The sequence below is a fragment of the Lacrimispora sp. genome (assembly GCF_032078915.1).
Classification (GTDB): Bacteria; Bacillota; Clostridia; order Lachnospirales; family Lachnospiraceae; genus Lacrimispora.
The window spans coordinates 75,612-91,615 of record NZ_DAMAUN010000011.1 but is presented as its reverse complement, the minus strand read 5'-3'; the positions used below and the strand labels follow the sequence as shown (position 1 = coordinate 91,615).

Annotated in this window: 16 protein-coding genes; 4 read left to right on the top strand and 12 right to left on the bottom strand. The window is 43.7% G+C overall.

The window, feature by feature from the left end; translation table 11 throughout:
• Window positions 1-133 precede the first annotated feature (133 nt).
• On the bottom strand, window positions 134-883 hold the full coding sequence (locus RT269_RS06790) for a DUF1266 domain-containing protein (RefSeq protein ID WP_313181451.1): 750 nt from the start codon (window positions 881-883) through the stop codon (window positions 134-136).
• The gene (locus RT269_RS06785; protein WP_313181450.1) at window positions 880-1,323 is read right to left on the bottom strand and encodes a DUF5684 domain-containing protein; all 444 of its coding nucleotides are present in this window, start codon (window positions 1,321-1,323) and stop codon (window positions 880-882) included. The genes RT269_RS06790 and RT269_RS06785 overlap by 4 nt, the downstream gene beginning before the upstream one ends.
• Window positions 1,324-1,676: 353 nt before the next feature.
• Between RT269_RS06785 and RT269_RS06780 the strand changes: the two genes are divergently transcribed.
• Window positions 1,677-2,687 carry a hypothetical protein gene (locus tag RT269_RS06780; RefSeq protein WP_313181448.1) on the top strand — a complete coding sequence of 337 codons (1,011 nt, stop codon included), beginning with the start codon at window positions 1,677-1,679 and terminating at the stop codon, window positions 2,685-2,687.
• Window positions 2,688-2,732: 45 nt separating this feature from the next.
• On the opposite strand, the gene RT269_RS06775 is transcribed toward RT269_RS06780, so the two are convergent.
• Together RT269_RS06775 and RT269_RS06770 are read right to left on the bottom strand one after the other, a co-directional pair.
• Window positions 2,733-3,191, bottom strand: a complete 459-nt coding sequence (locus RT269_RS06775) for a GyrI-like domain-containing protein (protein ID WP_313181446.1) — start codon at window positions 3,189-3,191, stop codon at window positions 2,733-2,735.
• Window positions 3,192-3,297: 106 nt separating this feature from the next.
• Complete coding sequence (locus tag RT269_RS06770; RefSeq protein ID WP_313181445.1) at window positions 3,298-4,524, bottom strand: MFS transporter; 1,227 nt, start codon at window positions 4,522-4,524, stop codon at window positions 3,298-3,300.
• A 136-nt stretch (window positions 4,525-4,660) separates the two neighbouring features.
• Here RT269_RS06770 and RT269_RS06765 point away from each other — a divergent pair, with 136 nt between their 5' ends.
• Entirely contained in the window at window positions 4,661-5,569 is a 909-nt protein-coding gene (locus RT269_RS06765; RefSeq protein WP_313181443.1) for an AraC family transcriptional regulator, read from the top strand.
• Window positions 5,570-5,601: 32 nt separating this feature from the next.
• Here the strand turns inward: RT269_RS06765 and RT269_RS06760 are convergent, their stop codons facing one another.
• The 4 genes from RT269_RS06760 to RT269_RS06745 all read right to left on the bottom strand — a co-directional run bounded on the left by RT269_RS06760 (window position 5,602) and on the right by RT269_RS06745 (window position 10,509).
• Window positions 5,602-6,459 carry a PfkB family carbohydrate kinase gene (locus RT269_RS06760; protein WP_313181441.1) on the bottom strand — a complete coding sequence of 286 codons (858 nt, stop codon included), beginning with the start codon at window positions 6,457-6,459 and terminating at the stop codon, window positions 5,602-5,604.
• Between the two features lie 27 nt (window positions 6,460-6,486).
• Window positions 6,487-7,455 (bottom strand): SIS domain-containing protein, encoded by a 969-nt coding sequence (locus RT269_RS06755; RefSeq protein ID WP_313181440.1) that lies wholly within the window; start codon window positions 7,453-7,455, stop codon window positions 6,487-6,489.
• Between the two features lie 71 nt (window positions 7,456-7,526).
• Entirely contained in the window at window positions 7,527-8,942 is a 1,416-nt protein-coding gene (locus RT269_RS06750; RefSeq protein ID WP_313181438.1) for a YfcC family protein, read from the bottom strand.
• A complete protein-coding gene (locus RT269_RS06745) occupies window positions 8,935-10,509 on the bottom strand; it encodes an amidohydrolase (RefSeq protein ID WP_313181437.1) in 1,575 nt (524 codons plus the stop codon). The genes RT269_RS06750 and RT269_RS06745 overlap by 8 nt, the downstream gene beginning before the upstream one ends.
• A 270-nt stretch (window positions 10,510-10,779) precedes the next feature.
• Between RT269_RS06745 and RT269_RS06740 the strand changes: the two genes are divergently transcribed.
• The gene (locus RT269_RS06740) at window positions 10,780-11,514 is read left to right on the top strand and encodes a GntR family transcriptional regulator (RefSeq protein ID WP_313181435.1); all 735 of its coding nucleotides are present in this window, start codon (window positions 10,780-10,782) and stop codon (window positions 11,512-11,514) included.
• 20 nt (window positions 11,515-11,534) lie between these two features.
• Here the strand turns inward: RT269_RS06740 and RT269_RS06735 are convergent, their stop codons facing one another.
• Complete coding sequence (locus RT269_RS06735) at window positions 11,535-11,747, bottom strand: hypothetical protein (protein ID WP_313181433.1); 213 nt, start codon at window positions 11,745-11,747, stop codon at window positions 11,535-11,537.
• A 291-nt stretch (window positions 11,748-12,038) separates the two neighbouring features.
• Here RT269_RS06735 and RT269_RS06730 point away from each other — a divergent pair, with 291 nt between their 5' ends.
• On the top strand, window positions 12,039-12,842 hold the full coding sequence (locus RT269_RS06730; protein ID WP_313181432.1) for a class I SAM-dependent methyltransferase: 804 nt from the start codon (window positions 12,039-12,041) through the stop codon (window positions 12,840-12,842).
• 175 nt (window positions 12,843-13,017) lie between these two features.
• On the opposite strand, the gene RT269_RS06725 is transcribed toward RT269_RS06730, so the two are convergent.
• The 3 genes from RT269_RS06725 to RT269_RS06715 form a co-directional block, all read right to left on the bottom strand.
• A complete protein-coding gene (locus tag RT269_RS06725) occupies window positions 13,018-14,472 on the bottom strand; it encodes an NADP-dependent glyceraldehyde-3-phosphate dehydrogenase (RefSeq protein WP_313181430.1) in 1,455 nt (484 codons plus the stop codon).
• A gap of 89 nt (window positions 14,473-14,561) precedes the next feature.
• A complete protein-coding gene (locus RT269_RS06720) occupies window positions 14,562-15,467 on the bottom strand; it encodes a TDT family transporter (RefSeq protein ID WP_313181429.1) in 906 nt (301 codons plus the stop codon).
• Window positions 15,460-15,960: a C-GCAxxG-C-C family protein gene (locus tag RT269_RS06715; protein ID WP_313181427.1), complete on the bottom strand. Its 501-nt coding sequence runs from the start codon at window positions 15,958-15,960 to the stop codon at window positions 15,460-15,462. Before RT269_RS06715 ends, RT269_RS06720 begins: the two co-directional genes overlap by 8 nt.
• Between the last annotated feature and the right edge of the window lie 44 nt (window positions 15,961-16,004).

Here is a 16,004-nt window from a genome sequence, read left to right as displayed (position 1 = left end):
GGGTGGACTAGGGACTTTCACCCATTAGAACGTGCGCCCGCTGGGCACACTACAATAAAGGAATTAGCTTATGCTAATTCCTTTATTAATTCTTATGTAAACTATATTTACATTGTGCAGGTCTGCGATTTGATTAAGTCAGCGGCAGGTTCCAATCCAGCAGATAGAGATTGTTATTCCTTGTTTTGATATCTTCATAGATTTCCCGCCGGGCATCTCCGCTTTCATAAGACCAATATTCATACCCTCTTAAGTAACTGTCCATCATCTCATCCCATGATGAAAACCTTTTTTGAATCGTCTGCGCTATTTCAAGTGACTTATCCAATGCTTCCTGTTCCGTATAAAATCCGGCAATATAATACCAGCCGCACAAGGATACTGCACGGCAGTAGTCCCAGCCGTCGATGGCTCCTGCTCCGTAATTTACGTAGTTGTCATATGCATTTACGAGATATTTGGCTTCCTCTTCGTCACCCACAATTTCACTAAGATATTTGGCCAGTTCCTCCCGTTCAAGTCCCGAAGCATCGTCCTCTTCCAGCACCTGCATCAGCGAAGCATAGTCGGCCCGGTGCCCTGTGTCAAGCAGCCAGTTTAAGGTTTCGTCCGCACTGGCTCTGTCCGTCACATCCCACCATTCCTCCAATGACGCAAGCTCAAGCCGTTTATTGAAATCATTCGCCTTCATGCCTCCTAAGAGCGTATAATCTCCACCGTTAAGCTCTGTTAAAACAGCATAAGTACCATTGACCCAAAGAATTTCCGGTTGTACTTTTTTCTGTTGCGTACAGCCGGCACTTCCACATAAGATGAGCCCTATGATACAAAGAAGAAATGTATATTTAATAAATTTTTGTTTATTCATATCTTGTTTTATCACACGCTTTCCTTCTCTTGAGGTCCTACGTACTCAGCGCTGCCAAGTCCCAGTATCGGGAAAAATATCAATGGCAACAGCACTAAGCCAACTGCAAAACCGCCGCTTCTTCCAAATGCTTTAGAAAGCTTAACGCAATAAATGATATATATAACAAATGAAGCCAATCCTGCAAGATTGCTTAAGATGCTGATATCTAAAAATCCTCCAAAAAAAGAAACTCCCCCTGTAATCAGAACCGCAATAAAATAGTTCAAATTTCCAAATGCGATATCAGACATTATATAAATATTATAAAATGGTATCAATGACGCCCAGCCCGGCTTACCGGCTTTCGAAAAAATCTTCCAATTCGAAACTAATAGTAAAATACAAACAACTAAAAGAAATACAAAAATAAAAATACCTAATCCAGCTAAAACAGCATATAACTCATTATTCACGCTCAATTCCTCCAAATGTTTTTTAATTTTTAAGTACCAATCCTACCTGTCCTCTCCTCAGCGGATCTAATCTGACGCCGCAAAAAGAGGTATGTTCTCTAAATTACTGATGTACTCGTACATTCTGCCTTTCTCCTTTTCTCTTGTTTCTTCCATATTTTAACACATTGACAAATATTCATCAATGTCGTACGGAACAAGAAATTCATCGTTGGGAACATATGACAGCATTTTCTTGTTGTATTTACCAAATTATGGTACAATGGACGAATAAGTGCAATAACCCGGAAGCTTTGTCCAAGCCTTTTCTCATCATAAAGGCGAATATAACAAGCAGGAGGAATAAAAACAGCATGAAAAAGATGATAAAATTATTAGCAGTCGCATCGCTTCTATCCTTATCCATGGCATCAACCGCCCATGCAGGAGCCTGGAAGCAGGACAGCCATGGCTGGTGGTGGCAGGACGGAGATAAGTCCTATCCCTCTTCCGCCTGGAAATGGATCGACTCAGACGGGGATGGAATGGCAGAATGCTACTATTTTGATGAAAATGGTTATATCCTGACCGGGTCCACTGCCCCCGACGGCAGCACGGTCAATGAATCCGGCGCATGGACCGATCAGGGCATTGTCCGCCAAAAGGCCTCTAATCCTGCTGCCGCGCGGAGCATAAACCAGAAGGGGATGGAGCTTTATCAGGAAGCAGACCAGAAAAGTTCCGGGCTGTCCGGCCTGGATATCACTGCAGACATCCAGATGAATCTTACCTATGACTGGCTGGATATCCCGGTCTCCATGAATATGCAGCTTAAGTATCATGACTTAAACACTCCTAACATGGAGTTTCTTTACCTGACTACTATGGATATGCTGGGAATAAGTAATTCAGAGACTTCCTTCTATACCAGGGGCTGCTATTATCTGGATGCAGGAATGTATGAAAAATACAAGATGAACATCGGATATGAAGATATGACAAGAAACATCACTTTGGGAGGGCTGACCGGACAGTTTGGGGCATTCCTGGATAATGTACAAATTGCAGACGGTGACGCCGGTAATAAAATCCTTATGTATTCCAGCAAAACAGAAGGCCTTGAAACATATCTCACCAATTTCTACGATGAGATTTGGCCGACTCTTTCTGACTCCGATTATAAGATCGACCGGATTGACGGGAAAGCAGTCATAAGCCCGGAAGGCTATTTTTCCAGGGAGGCCATTTCCATTTACATGACCATCACCGAAGATAATGAGTCCTTGGGCATGCTCATGAATATGAATCTGGATTATAACAATCCTGGGAAAACCGTTTCCATTGAATTTCCTTCCACAGAAGGATATGAAGAAGTCATTTACTAAAAACAATAGGAGGGAAAACCGTTGACGGCTCCCTCCTTCTTTTTTTTAGTCCTTTAAACCGATATAAATATGAACCAGTGCATCTTCCATGTCCCCGTTCTGATATTCTTCAAAATCGCATTCAAAAGCTCTTGGCAGGTCCATCTTCCAAAGCTCCTGCCAGAACTTTGCAACCGCCTCTATCATGTTTCCCCTTACTACAAATTTGGCATATGTTCCTGCCGGAATGGTCCTTGCCACCGTACCTTCCGGGAGTTCATCCGCTGCTTCCACCTCACAGGCCACTATGACACTGTAATCGTCTGATTCATTTTCTACATAATCCGTATAGATCCCCAGGGCCTTATCATTGCTCTTATTTTTAATAGCGGAATAAACCCCCTTCCCGTAAAAGCTCTCCCAAAGACCCCCGATCACATTTCCTATATCCGGTGACGCGTTGTTTGTCCGGGCCAACAGCCCCACTACCTTTTTTTCCTTAAGCTCAATCCTCTCAAAATCCATCTTTCTTACCTCTTTTCCTCTTTCTTGCCTGATTTGAAGCATAATCGGATATCTGTCAGGCATTTCTTTCTATGGTAAGTGGATGATAGCATACCGAACATGACATCTATATGTCATAATTCATTTGTTCCTGATTATTTTTCATGAAACCTTCTGTTTTTCTGTCTGCTCTGTAAAAGCGGATCAGGGTGAATACCAGAATAATAGGGAACAGGACAGCCCCCAATATTCCGATTTTTAAGTTGTTTCCAAAATATCCGGAAACAACGCCAACAAAGGTAGGCCCGCCGGAACAGCCCAGGTCCCCTGCCAGAGCCAGAAATGCAAACAATGCGGTCCCTCCTCCCCGTATGGAGGCAGAAGCCATGCTAAAGGAACCTGGCCACATGATTCCCACAGACAGACCGCACAAGCCGCAACCCAAAAGGCCCAGCGCAGGAAAGGGGGAAAGAGAGATCAGAAAATAAGAACCTATGCACAGGATTCCGCTTGCAATCATCATCTTTTTTAAATTCACCTTTTCTCCGTACTTTCCATAGAGAGCCCTGGAGATTCCCATCATCGTGGCAAAAAGCATGGGACCTGCAAGGTCCCCTATGGCCTTACTCACTCCCAGTCCCTTCTCTGCAAAAGCGGATGCCCACTGGCTCACCGCCTGTTCGCTGGCTCCGGCACAAACCATGAGAAGCATGAATCCCCAGAATATCCGTTTTCCAATGAGTCCCTTAAAGGAAAGGCCTTCTTCCTCTTCTATAAGCGGTGCAATGGGTACCTTAAAAAATAAAAACATGTTGACAAAAGGAATCAGCGCCCAGAAAAGCGCCAGCAGCCTCCAGTTTTTTAACCCGGCAATACTGAAAAATATGGTGGACACCAGGACTACTCCCACATGCCCCCAGCAATAAAAGGAATGAAGCATACTCATGGCCTTTTCCTTATTATCCGTGGGACAGGCTTCTACAATGGGGCTGACCAGAACCTCCAATAAACCGCCTCCCGCTGCGTAGATGACCACTGCTGCAAAAAGACCGATCCATGCCTGGGAAAACAATCCGGGCAGAATGGTTAAGGACACCAGACCTATTGCTGACAATATATGGGCCGTTATCATGGAAGCCCGGTAACCGACCCGGTCGACGATGCCCGCAGACAGTAAATCCACGATCAGCTGAATTCCAAAATTAAAGGTCACAAGCATGGTAATCCTGGATAAGGAAATGCCATACTCTGACTGAAACGTAAGAAATAAAAGAGGGACAAAATTGTTAATGATCGCCTGCACGATATAACTCATGAAACAGGCATGGACGGTTTTGGTATAATCTTTATTCATTGAGAATCACCTGCTATTCATTTTTTTGTATTATACCGCATTTTTGATTCGAAATCTTGTAATTTACCGCCAGTTTATGATACAATCTAGCCAATCAGCCAGACAAGGGCCAGACAATGCAAAAGGAGAACGCTCTATGCAAAGCACGAAAATACTCACCGACGAATCCATGATGGAGCTTGTCTCCCACGGCTCCTCCACCTTTCCATTTCAATATTATTATGAAGATGTAGGAAAATTCGATAACAGGTGCATTGACTGGCATTGGCACAGGGAATTTGAACTGGTATCTGTTACAGAAGGAATCCTGCAGTGTTCCATCGGCAATATCAATTACATACTGGAAGCAGGGGATGGGATTTTTATTAATTCCGGAGTCATTCACCGCTTTCTTTCAGCCGGGACCGCAGTTATCCCCAACGTTTTGTTTGCATCCGATTTTATTGCACCTGAAAACAGTTCCATTTATGATAAATACATGCTTCCTTTTCTCACTTCGGGTATTTCCCATTTTGTCTTAAAAAGAAGCATCTCCTGGCAAAAAGACGTTCTTTCTTCCCTTTCAAGACTGTATGACCTATGCGAAAATCCCGGTCCTTCCTGGGAGCTGGAGACCCATATCATCATCTGCATGGTTTGGACCAGCTTGTTTGAACACAGGATGGAATTTGCGACCATGGAAAATACGGGGGTAAGCAGGATTTCTCAGGCCCGGTTTAAAGGCATGACCTGTTTTATTGAAGAGAACTACCGGAAAAAGATTACCCTGAAAGAAATCGCCGCATCCGTGGGGGTGAGCAAGCGGGAGGCTCTCCGCTGCTTTCAATGCTCCGTTCCTTTGTCGCCCATAGAATACTTGAATAAATACCGGCTCCATAAAGCATGGAAGCTGCTCCTTCAAACAGACCTCTCCATAACCGACATTGCGGAGCAAACCGGATTTGAGAGTACCAGTTATTTCGACCGTTTGTTTAAAAGAGAATTTCATATAACACCCAGGAAGCACCGGAACATTGGAGAAAAAAAGGCACCAGCAGAAGAATAATTTCTTTTACTGGTGCTTTTCGTTCCATTCTCTTATTCGTATATTTTACCGTATCCAAATGCGCCGCTGATTCCGCAGATTTTTGCTGCAAAGCCTGCTGCCGTCTGCAGGCTTTCTGTAATAGCACCAGCCTCTGCCTCACCTCTTTTAAGATGAGCAACATAACCAACCATGAAGGATGTAATTAAAGAGTCTCCGGCGCCCATGGTATCCACCACTGTTTCGACAGGCGCAGCCTTTTGCATATAGAAGCTTTTTCCATCGTACAGGATACAGCCGTCAGCACCTCTTGACGCCACTGCCAGCTTCGGGCCGTAGGAAACCACCTTTTTTAAATGCTCTTTTGCTTCTTCATTGGTTCCGTCAAAGGAGCAGAAAGCAAAATCAACGTCCGGAGCCACCTTTTGGTAATATTCCTCCGTGGAATCATCGGAAAAATCAAAGGAAACAAGGATCCCTGCCTCACGAATCTTATGAAGTTCCTTTTCCATAAAGCAGTAATTTCCTGAATGAACCAGGTCGAACTGTTTTATATACTCCAGATCAAAGCGGTCCAGAATAAAAGGAGTTTTTCCCCGGATACCGCCTTCATTAGAGCCAAGAAATATACGGTCCCCATCAATGATCGTTGCTTTTGCACAGCCGTTCTCACCTTCCAGCTGCTCACATTTAATCATTTCAATTCCAATTTCTTCTAAAGTGGCAATTACATGCTCCGCTTCTTCATCATTTCCGAAGTATCCCATATAAGCGCTTCTTTTTGCTCCAAACATATCTGCATATACTGCAAAATTCACGCAGTTTCCTCCTGGATACATCGTCTTGATATGCACATATTTATCTACCACATTATCACCAAATCCCAGTACACTTACATCATATTTGTCCATGACCCACACCTCGCCATTTTATTTATTTTAGTACTCTACAACCCCCATGTAACGTCTCATATCTGTTGGATGGCATCTTTTATCCTGAAGGGCATTTCTGTAAGCAACGCTCATTGCGTAGAATACCATGGGGTTGAAGTACTCAACACAGCTGTCATCGATCGTTTCTAAGCCTAATTCATCCGCATCGATTACTTCGTATTTTTTTCCATATTTTTCAAGGAAGGCAAGACATCTTTCATCCATGATACGGTTTCTTCCTCTGCTCATTAACAGGATATATAGATGCTCCTCATCGGTCACCTCAAATGGTCCGTGGAAATATTCAGCCGAATTTAAGTAACAACAATCCATCCATTGCATTTCCTGAAGGGAGCAGATTGCAAAACCGTAAGCTGCTGCATAGGAAGCGCCGGAGCCCATGATATACAGATAATCTTCCTTATAATATTTTTCTGCAAAAAGCCATGTACGGTTTTTTACCTTTGCGATGGCTGCGCGGACGATTTCGTCTGCTTTTTCCAGACCATCTTTTACTGCATCGTATTTTGCATAATCCGGCTCCTGAGCTTTCATGAGTTCGTTTAATACCCGGAGAACAATTCCCTGTGGTTTTTCTTTTTCATTCACATGATCTGACCAGTCGTAAATGACCGGCATCATAGAATCATCGTTACACGCAGAATCAGGATTGTGCGTCATTGTGATTACAGCGGCGCCCAAGTCTTTTGCCATATGGGCAGCTTCGACGGTTTCGTTTGTATTACCTCCATGGGAGCAGATAAATACAAGACTGGTTTTTCCAAGATGGGTCGGAGGAGTTACCACAAATTCCTTGCTTGTGATCCAGTCAGCATGCATGGTTTTAGACTCACTGCGTACAAAGTAATACCCTGGATACAGATCCACTAAGGAACCGCCGCATGCCACAAAATAAACATCCTCTATTTTTTCTCTGCCAGATAAAATTGCTTTTGTCATTTTTTTTTCGTTCATGATTTCTCTCTCACCTTTTTTTATTTATTTCTAATGATTGCTGATCGGTATTTCTGCAGGCATACAGCGTCTTATAAAATTGCTGATACCGCGCAAAATACCAAAGCTAATACGGTTACTGCCATAAAAAACTTCCAGATTGTTTTCCACCACTGCCCGAAGGAAATCCTGCACACTGCAAGTCCTGCCACGGTCATACCTGCGGTCGGGCTGATCATATTGGTCAACTGGTTCGCAAACTGCAATACGGTTACGCTTGCCTCCGGATTCACTCCCTGCAGATCACATAAAGGCGCCATAATCGGCATGGTCAATGATGCCAGCGCAGAGGAAGAAGGTACCAGGAAGGACAGGAGTGACTGAACCACATACATCACTGTGGTGAATGCCACACTGTTAAAGCTGGCAAGGCTGCTTGACAGTGTATTTAAGATTGTATCAATGATCATACCATTTTCTGCAACGACAAGAATACCGCGGCAAACACCGACTACAACCGCTGCAAATGCGAGGTCTTTTACACCAATGACGAATTCTTCTGCAATTTCTTTTTCCTTCATTCCTCCTACGATTCCCATAAGAATACCCATAACCAGGAAGATTGCAGAAATTTCATCCATGTACCAGCCATATTTTAAAATTCCAAAGATGATCGTTGCCATTCCAAGGCCAAATACAACAAGCACCAGCTTGTCACGGAGCGTAAAGGATGTATCGCCTTCATCCATTGCAAATTCCTGCTTTTTCAAAACATCATCTTTATAAGTAATAGAAACCGAAGGATTTTTGTGTACCCTGGCGGCATAGCGCATTACAAAAGCAACCGATACAGCCATCATGATGATCCACCATGCAAAACGGTAAATGAGTTGTGGGTTCCCCTGAATTCCCGCTACCCCCTGAGCAATTAATACATTAAAGGGGTTCGTTGTAGACGCCGCATAACCGATCTGAGGGCCTAAGAATACAACCATGAATGTCGTCATGGAATCATATCCCATAGCAAAGAAGATTGGCATCAGCATGATATAAAAGGGAATGACTTCTTCCGACATACCGAACGTAGTTCCTCCGATCCCCAAAAGAATTATCATAATAGGGATCAGCAGCCTTTCTTTCCCCTGAAGCTTGCGGATGACCTTTCGGATTCCCCTGTTCATGGCATTTGTTTTTGTGAGGATCTGGAATGTGCCGCCAATTAAAAGGATAAATGCCACAACGTCCGCAGCTGCCTGGATCCCTCTTGTAGGCGCCATCAGTATTTCCAGAATACCCTGGCGCAGATCTCCGTCGTCTGTCACCTTGTCAACCATCTGATAGGTACCTGAAATTGCCACCTCACGTTCACCTGCCGGTGTGTCAATCAGCTGTCTTTCAAATTGTCCGCTTGGCACTACCCATGTCAAAACGGCAAATACTATAATCAGAATAAATGCAAGAGTATAAACGTGCGGCAGTTGAAGTTTAAAATTCTTTTTTTCATTCATGTTCTGTTCCCCCATTATTCTCGTATACAACTTCTCCGTTAACCATAGTCAAAGAAACCTTTACGTCTCTCATCTCCTCCATTGGTACTTCCAATACATTGCGTTCCAAAACCGTGATATCTGCCAGCTTCCCTTCTTCCAAGGTACCGAGTTTCTCCTCCATACTTAAATTCACCGCACCCCCGTAGGTCCATGCTTTCAGCATTTCTGGAACTGTAATCGTGTTCTGCTTATTAAAAGGCTGTCCACCTTCCGGGAAGTAACCGCCGCATCCGTGATAGATAGCTTCAGGAATATCGGTGATCATAAGCGGTAAGTCTGTGGCCCCTGAAAGTACAGCACCGCTGTCCAGCATTTTTCTCCGGTTCCAGTAGTATTTTCCTCGCTTCATACCAATGGTCTTCCCGATGTTTTCCTTAACTGCATCTCCGGGATCAAGGGACATAATCTGGAAATAAATCTCTCCTGTCACACCCATTTTACCCATTTTTTCCAAATCTGCCGGATTGGAAAATTCCAGATCAGTGACCGCATGACGGTTCACCAGTTTGCCATTCTCCTTCTGACATTTTTCGAAAATCTCCATCACTTTATGCACTGCTCCGTCTCCCTGCGCATGGAGGGAATAACGAAATCCATTTTCATCTGCTAAATGTACTTCCTTCTCGATTAAATCATAGTCAATGTCCATTCCGCAGCAATAATCCTGCCCTTCATATGGCTCTAACAGATCCCCTTTATGGCTTGCCACCGTGCCGTCCGTCATACGGTTGTAACCGGAAAATCTTACAAAATCCCCTGTAAACTTCTCCCGCATCCGAATGCCGTGTTCGATGTTGATCTGCTCTCCTACCGGCTGGGACATGAAGAAGATCCGCATGGTCAGTTCTTTATTTTCCTCCTTTTCCTTGAGAAAATGATCAAAGCCATAATAATCATCGAAGCCCATTTCCTTAACAGTTGTTACACCCCTGCTATTCATCAGCTTCATATAATCTGAAAATTCTCTGTCGATGAAGCCTCTGTCATTGAGATACTCTCTCATGATTTTGTGGTAAGCCTCCGGATAGCATTTTTCCGGCGTAAATCCGTAAGTATTCCTGGCATGCTCATTCATGATGCAGGTGCTTCTGTCCGCCGCGAAGATAATAACGCTTCTATCTGGATAAGCCTCGTTTAAATGCCGTTCCATTGCTTCTGCCGGAAATCCCTCCGGCTTCCAGCCATGTCCGAAAAGCGTATCCTTCGCGCCCTTTTGTCCGGCGTGGATCTTTAAGCGTTTCATACACTCCTCCGCCGTCTCTGCACCAGCCATGTCCATACCGATATGAAAAATAGCGTATCCCGTGAAGAAGGTATGAACATCAATAAATCCAGGTGCTACCAGCTGTTCCTTCAACTCCAATCGTTTCGTCTTTTCTCCAACCAAGGTTTGATAATCATTGCCGGTACCAACTTTCAGTATCTGATTACCCACAATAGCTACATAGCCTTTTATCAGCTCATCCGTAAGTCCAGTGAAGATGTTGTCAGAGAATAAAAGAAAATCTGCTGTTGTATTGGTCATTTCTTATCCCTCCTTTGTCATTATTTGTTACTTACGTTATAACATAATATAACGTTATATTCAATGGTCATATAACGTTATATTATCATTTCTACATTTTATCCAATTTTTCGACCTGTTTTTTATTGATTTTCACCAATGAAGAAAAGCATACTATCATTACTTTTACCAAAGACAGGATAATAAAGTCATTTTAATAAAGGCTTTGACCCTCATAGCACAACTATAGTATAATTGAAACAACGAGTATGAATTAAAGGAGTAAGTATAATGAAATTAGACGTAGGTAATGAAATTCCGCTTTACCGGCAACTAAAGGAAGAATTAAAGACCGCCATCAAGGATGGCACTTTTCCATATGGACAGAAAATTCCTACTGAAACAGAGTTAAGCAAGCTTTTCAATGTAAGCCGTATCACTGTGCGGCGCGCAGTGGAGGAGCTCTGCCAGGAGGACTTTTTATCAAAAAAACAAGGGAAGGGAACCTTTGTTAAGCATGCAAAGGTAAAACGAAAAATCGAACATCTTTTAAGTTTTGGACAGGCATGTGAAGCCAACGGCATGGTGCCCTCGCGTCTGGTTACCAAGCGGGAAGTTATCACTCTGTCTTCGGAGGATGCCTCCTCCATGGGCGTACCTGCGGGCAGTCCGGCAATCTCTATTCAGCGTGTGAACATGGCGGATGGGTTTCCGATCATGTGTGAAAACAACTTATATCCTTATGACCGGTTTTCTTTTTTGCTGGAGGAATCTCTTGACGGCTCTCTTTACAAGCTTCTTGAAAATAAATACCAGATTAAGGTCACCTATTCCACTGATTCTTACCTGGATATTGTACGAGCCGGAGGTGACATAGCCAAACTTCTCCAGGTATCCAACGGAGAACCTTTGTTTTTCCTGTACTGCCAGATTTACGACCAGAACCATGAGCTGATTCACATAGGCAAACAATACATTAATGGTGACCAGTACCGTTTCTATCTGGAAGACTATAAGGTTCTGTAAAAGCAACGAGCAGAAAATTATTAACCAGAAGCCAGGCCCAGCCCCATAAACCAGAAAAGAAAGAATACCAAAAAGTACACGAGTACAGCCAAAAGGCAGATTTCACCTGCCAGTCGGTATTTTATTAACCGAAAGCCTTTCATCCATTGATAGAAATAATAAAAAATCAAAGCAATTCCCATAGCTCCAATTAAGATTGGCAGCCAGGCCATTAAAAGAAAGATAAGATTCATCGCATTACTCCCCAAAACCGTCCTGTCTTTATCTTCCCCTCTTTCTCCACTTATAAGCAAAGGTCTGGCAGGAATTACTTTTTCACTGACCTTTAAGCCGCTGTTACCGGCCAGCACCGAAAGATGCTGGCTTTTCCTTTGTTCCGGCAGCTACGCTCTTGTCTCGCCGCTGCAATTCAATTTTCTCTGCCAAATTACACTCTTGTTTTCATATGCAGTATATGGTATATTTTAGTTAGTCTTTACTAACTCATCAATTTAGTGTCTAACGTGAAAGGTGGAGAGTATCCAATGAAACTCAGTGTTCAATTATCAGGCGTACCGGAAACCATGCTCATTCCCATGTATGCCAGGGCAATCGAGAGCAAAAAAGCAAATCCGTTTTTTTTTGATCGGTATGCGATTGAAATGACGGAAAAACTGGACTATGACTTTTCAAAATTCGACAAAGGCAAAATGAGCTTATGGGGCTGCGCCGCCAGAACAATCATTTTGGATCGGGAAGTAAAAGCCTTTATCAAAGGGCACCCCCATTGTACCTGTATCAATTTAGGCTGTGGACTGGACACCCGTTTTCATCGAGTGGATAATGGAAAAATACGATGGTACAATATTGATTTTCAGCCAATTGCAGATCTAAGAGCACAGCTATTACCCGTTACGCAACGGGAAACAATGATCTCCTGTTCCGCGCTGGAAAACGGTTGGATCAATGAAATTGACCAGGATGGCGAAGTGCTCATCATTATGGAAGGTCTTATCATGTATTTTTCAGAGGATGAAATCAAAGCTCTGATGGGTATGATCCGCGATGCCTTTCCGGGCTGTACGCTTCTCATTGAATTGCTGTCGTCATTTACGCTTAGAAATCAGAAAAAGCACGACACTCTAAAAAAAACCAGCGCTGTGTTCCGGTGGGGCGTGAAGGAATCCAAAGAGCTTGAAATCATGTGCCCGTATGCGAAACTAAAGGATGAATGGAACTACACTCCAGTGATGAAGCGGTTTTCGCCTTTTTTTATCACATTGATTTCCCCTATGCTGACTAACGCAAACAATAGAATTGCAAAATTTGAGATTTCTGCAACATCATAGCCGGTTAAACTTCCATAAAATCTGGCATATCCCACGTTCATTGTGCCAATAAACAGCATCTTGGGGTTTAGGACTATCCGCCCTCAGCCGTCTAAAGCTATACTGCAAAAAAACCCGTCCCCATACAAGGGGGCGGGTTACAAACTGTTTCAGCTGACTGACAGCCTGATTCCAGTTATTCCGTTAAATTAATAGTGATTGCTTTTGGCCTTGTCATTGCTTCTATGGAATACCTCACTCCCTGGGTTCCCATACCGGAAGCTTTTACTCCCAAAAATGGGAAGTGATCCGGGCCTCTTTCTGTTTTGTTGTTAATCTGTACGGTTCCCACTTCTAACTTTTCAGCAATACGAAAGGCTTTATTGATATCTTTGGTAAATACGGAGGACTGTAAGCCATATTCTGAACGGTTGGCTATCTCTACCGCTTCATCCATATCTTTTACCCGGATAATCGGTAGGATGGGTGAAAACGGTTCTTTCCATGCAATCTCCATATCCACGGTTACTTTATCCAGCAAAGTAGGATAGACTAAATTCCCTTCTCTTTTATTTCCAACAATAAGTTCTGCACCTTTTTCAATGGCATCCTGAATTAAGAATTCTGCAAAATCAGCAGATTTCTGATCGATCAGAGGAGTGACCACCACATGATCTCTGGGATCTCCCACCGATAGTTTTTCAATTCCAGTTTTCAGCATATCTACCAGCTGATCCGCTACCTTATCTGTGGTAATAATACGCTTCACAGCCGTGCAGCGCTGGCCGGAATAAGAAAATGCACCTTCTACAATATTACTTGCCGCATATTTTAAATCGGCATCTTCCAGTACAAGGGCTGCATCCTTGCCGCCAAGTTCCAGTAACAGAGGGGTCATGCAGGATATCTTGGATAAATGCCTGCCTACCTCCGTACTTCCTGTAAAATTTATGAAATTAATATTTTCATGGGTTACGATGTAATCACCGATCTCACTGCCTTTTCCCGTAACTGTCTGCAGTGCTCCCCCCGGCAGTCCGGCATCCTGCAATGCTTTTACCAGATGAAGGGCGCTGATGGCCCCCTGGGTCGCCGGTTTTAATATTACCGTATTGCCCCCGATCAGCGCCGGTGCAATCTTGGAGGCGGATAAATTAATGGGGTAATTAAAGGGTGATATGGCCAGTACGGTACCTAGCGGAACCCTTCTTACATACGATATCTTATTGCGGGAACCACCTGGGAAATTCTCCCCGCTTACTGCGGTTCCTTCCAGGCTTTTTCCTGCGTCTGCCGTAAACCGGAGAAAATCTGCGGTTCGCTTCACTTCAGATACGGAAGATTTCCTGTCTTTTGCAATCTCCATCATCAGAATATCCGCTATCTCTTCCGCCCTTTCCTCCAAAAGCTCTGCAGCTTTGTACAGGATCCGTGCCTTTTCAAATATTGGGACACCTGCCCACAAAGAAAGACCTTCTTTGGAGTAACGGATGACCTCATCGACCTCTTCTTTGCTGACTGCCTGTATCTCACCGATAAAAGAACCGTCCACAGGGGAGGTTATGGTAATGACATTCCCTGATGCGGATTTTACCCACCTGCCATTGATTAAGTTTCCATAAGTATGCTCTTCACTACATAATTCTGACATATTATCTTCTCCTTTCCATACCTTTACAATTTCTGTTTGTATGTAATATATCATGGAGACAAGAATCAAATGTCAATAACATTGGCTGCTTATCTGCTAAATAAGAACTTCATATAACGAATGAATACATAAACCACCAGACAGACTGCAATAACGGTTTCAGCAAGCACTATGACAGGTAAAAATCCTACGGCATATCCCATTTTTGCAAGAAACGCGGTCGACATCTTCATTGCAATGGCACTGATCACCACCGGGAATGTAAAGGCCGCATAGCTTGGATAGAAAGGCAGGGCAAGGAACCTTGGCAGATAAGCCAGCACAGTTATATATAATATTCCCGCCAATACCATGAGAAAGAGAACCATTGCCACGGATTTGGCTTCTACCGACTGAAGGTATCCTGCAAGGCATAAGCTCACCGGAGCCGTATAGATGCAAAACAGCGGTCTTGCAGGTTCTGCAATTTCTTTATATTTTACATACCGGGCCGTTACAAGTGCCAGTAAAATGAAACACCAGATCAGGCCAAACCAGAAAATGCCGGTTCCCAGACTTGTGAGCCCAAAGGCCGGAGCCGTCACACTGGCTGCCACAATTCCCACATACACGATGTAATAGCTGGCAAATACAGTTTTCATATTCAGCTTGTAAAGAAAACGTGCCGTAAAATACAACATGAGAAGAACGTGCAGGATAATTCCAAAATACCAGATATAGACTGCACTGCCTCCAACAAAGGGTTTTGCATAAGCAGATAACAGAATTACTGCCATGGAAAAGGTCCCTGATACGCTTGCCATCACCGGATTTTTCATATCCTCTTTTACCATATCAAAATGAAACACACATTTACACAAAAATAAAATCGCCAATACAGCGGAGAGGGCTCCGCATACCAGGCGGATGGATTCTGAATAGCTTTGAAGGAGATTTCCCAGGGCCGCAAACCCAAGGGAAAGCCCTGCCATGGGAATGGGAACCTTTTTAATCATCACATTCCTCCGCAGACTCTGTCTCATCAGTATTTGTAAGGCCGTATTCCCGCACCACGATCTCAGCCACCTTTTTAGCAACCATTCCTGTGAAACGGATGCATTGCTCCTTATGCTCTCCTTTTCCCATATCAAACTCTTTGGTCAGGATCCGGCAGCATAGTGCATTCTTCCCGTTGCTTTCCTTAAACCAGTCGTGAAGCTCCTTTGACACCTCCAAGTTCTTTTCCACCTTGGGATCTCCTTGTCTTGTCCGTCCAAAGAATATGCCAAGAGCCATCACTCCGCCGGAAACCGCCCCGCACAGACATTTGGAGCGTCCGATTCCAACAGGAAAGCCGGAGGCCATGGCAATGATTTCCTCCGGTAAATCCAGTTCAAAGTTAGACCTCATGGAACTTACAACCGCCTCTGAGCAAAAAAATCCTCCCCGAAACAGAGCTTCCGCATCATCTCCGATTTTCTTCACACTAACCGCCTGTTTCACATTCATCTTTTGTATCCTCCTGCATGTTTATTGATACTTATATTCTATTA

Excerpts from the sequence above, each read along its gene's own strand:
- RT269_RS06745 (WP_313181437.1), bottom strand. The coding sequence starts at position 10,509 with ATGACCAATACAACAGCAGATTTTCTTTTATTCTCTGACAACATCTTC.
- RT269_RS06780 (WP_313181448.1), top strand. The coding sequence starts at position 1,677 with ATGAAAAAGATGATAAAATTATTAGCAGTCGCATCGCTTCTATCCTTA.
- RT269_RS06765 (WP_313181443.1), top strand. The coding sequence starts at position 4,661 with ATGCAAAGCACGAAAATACTCACCGACGAATCCATGATGGAGCTTGTC.
- RT269_RS06770 (WP_313181445.1), bottom strand. The coding sequence starts at position 4,524 with ATGAATAAAGATTATACCAAAACCGTCCATGCCTGTTTCATGAGTTAT.
- RT269_RS06730 (WP_313181432.1), top strand. The coding sequence starts at position 12,039 with ATGAAACTCAGTGTTCAATTATCAGGCGTACCGGAAACCATGCTCATT.
- RT269_RS06755 (WP_313181440.1), bottom strand. The coding sequence starts at position 7,455 with ATGAACGAAAAAAAAATGACAAAAGCAATTTTATCTGGCAGAGAAAAA.
- RT269_RS06720 (WP_313181429.1), bottom strand. The coding sequence starts at position 15,467 with ATGATTAAAAAGGTTCCCATTCCCATGGCAGGGCTTTCCCTTGGGTTT.
- RT269_RS06740 (WP_313181435.1), top strand. The coding sequence starts at position 10,780 with ATGAAATTAGACGTAGGTAATGAAATTCCGCTTTACCGGCAACTAAAG.
- RT269_RS06715 (WP_313181427.1), bottom strand. The coding sequence starts at position 15,960 with ATGAATGTGAAACAGGCGGTTAGTGTGAAGAAAATCGGAGATGATGCG.
- RT269_RS06760 (WP_313181441.1), bottom strand. The coding sequence starts at position 6,459 with ATGGACAAATATGATGTAAGTGTACTGGGATTTGGTGATAATGTGGTA.
- RT269_RS06725 (WP_313181430.1), bottom strand. The coding sequence starts at position 14,472 with ATGTCAGAATTATGTAGTGAAGAGCATACTTATGGAAACTTAATCAAT.
- RT269_RS06735 (WP_313181433.1), bottom strand. The coding sequence starts at position 11,747 with ATGAATCTTATCTTTCTTTTAATGGCCTGGCTGCCAATCTTAATTGGA.
- RT269_RS06750 (WP_313181438.1), bottom strand. The coding sequence starts at position 8,942 with ATGAATGAAAAAAAGAATTTTAAACTTCAACTGCCGCACGTTTATACT.
- RT269_RS06775 (WP_313181446.1), bottom strand. The coding sequence starts at position 3,191 with ATGGATTTTGAGAGGATTGAGCTTAAGGAAAAAAAGGTAGTGGGGCTG.